The sequence below is a fragment of the Fischerella muscicola PCC 7414 genome (genome assembly GCF_000317205.1).
GTDB lineage: Bacteria > Cyanobacteriota > Cyanobacteriia > Cyanobacteriales > Nostocaceae > Fischerella > Fischerella muscicola.
This window is the reverse complement of sequence record NZ_AJLK01000215.1, coordinates 1-1,638: the sequence shown is the minus strand read 5'-3', so window position 1 is coordinate 1,638 and position 1,638 is coordinate 1. Positions and strand designations below refer to the sequence as shown.

Genomic DNA, 1,638 nt, shown 5'->3' with positions numbered 1-1,638 from the left:
TTACCAAAACTTAGCGGGAGCGTGAAAGCCCCGGAGGAACAGGCACGTAGTGCCGTATTGCGTGCTTTAGACCGGGGATGAAACGCGACGCGGCAGGTTTTAACCTGCTGTATCTTCTTTCTCAAGCACTAGACTATCGATCCACTCTTCAATTAAAGCAGTGATAGTCCTATCTTTCTGGGCAGCATATAAATAAAGTTTATTTCTTCTACGCTCAGACAAGCGTATTGTTAATGTCTTCCCTTTCATATTGTACATACATTGTTAGTATTTAATGTTAATATACATCAAGGAGGTGAAATTAATGTATGGATGTCAACAAAATCTAATCAACCCCAATGAAGAGTTAAAAGCAGTTCTTGAATTTATTTGCTCAGAGTCTCATAAACTGACTAATTGCGGTATCTACTATGCCCGTCAGCTATATTTCAAGACTGGGAAGTTAATTGGCAAGTACGACCTAGAGAAGGAATATAAAACCAATAAACACTACCAAGTACTTCACTCGCAAGCTGCACAACAGATATTAAGGTCTGTTTCTGAGTCGTTTAAATCCTTTAAAGAGTTAGACAAGAAATGTCAAAAAGGTGAGTTGCACTTTAAACCAAGGCTGCCTAATTATCGCAAAGGTGCAGGCTATGCGTTGGTAACTTATCCCAAGCAAGCATTAAAGCTTGTGGGTGATAACATCAAAATCCCCTTGGGAAACACTGTTAAGCGTTGGTTTAAACTTGATAGTTTCCTGCTACCAATGCCTTCAAATATGAATTTTGCTGATATTAAGGAATTGCGGATACTGCCTAGAAACAAGTGTTTTTATGCTGAGTTTGTCTATGAGAAAAAATCAGCACTCCTATTAAACTTAAAGCCTCAATATGCTTTAGCCATTGACCCTGGTATCAACAATTGGTTAAGCTGCGTTTCTAATGTTGGAACTAGTTTCATTGTTGATGGACGCAAAGTTAAATCGCTTAACCAGTGGCACAACAAGCGTGTTAGCACTCTTAAAGAAGGCAAACCACAAGGGTACTGGGATGAACAGCTAGCCCACATAACGGAAAAACGCAATCGACAGATGAGAGATGCGGTGAACAAAGCAGCAAAACTAGTTGTTGACCACTGCATCAAACACCATATTGGTACTGTAGTATTTGGCTGGAACCAAGGACAGCGACAAGAAGCAACACTTGGCAAAACAACTCAATCTTTTGTCCAAATACCAACTGCCAAAATGAAAGAACGAGTTAAACAACTGTGCGAGTACTACGGTATCAAGTTTGTTGAAACCGAGGAATCCTACACCAGTAAGGCTAGTTTTCTAGATGATGATTTTCTACCAACCTACGGCGAAAAACCCGAAACGTGGAAGCCATCAGGAAAACGAGTTAAACGTGGGATGTATCGCACGGGTGCTGGGAAACTCATTAACGCTGATTTAAATGGTGCAGCGAATATTCTTCGCAAAGTAGAGACACAATTAGGCTTGTGCAGAGTCTTGGTCTGTAGGCAAGTTTTGACCCTTGCTACCAGATTTCGCATCTGGGAAACCAAAACTAAAACGCGCGCGAGGTGTGGATGGGTGCCCACCTCGTAGCAACAGTTTAGAATCCCCGCGTCTTTAGACCGGGGAGAGGTCAA

Annotated in this window: 1 protein-coding gene; it reads left to right on the top strand. The window is 41.6% G+C overall.

What is annotated here, in order from left to right; genetic code table 11:
• The first annotated feature begins 304 nt into the window (after positions 1-304).
• Positions 305-1,594, top strand: a complete 1,290-nt coding sequence (locus UYI_RS0131270) for an RNA-guided endonuclease InsQ/TnpB family protein (protein ID WP_016870627.1) — start codon at positions 305-307, stop codon at positions 1,592-1,594.
• Positions 1,595-1,638 lie beyond the last annotated feature (44 nt).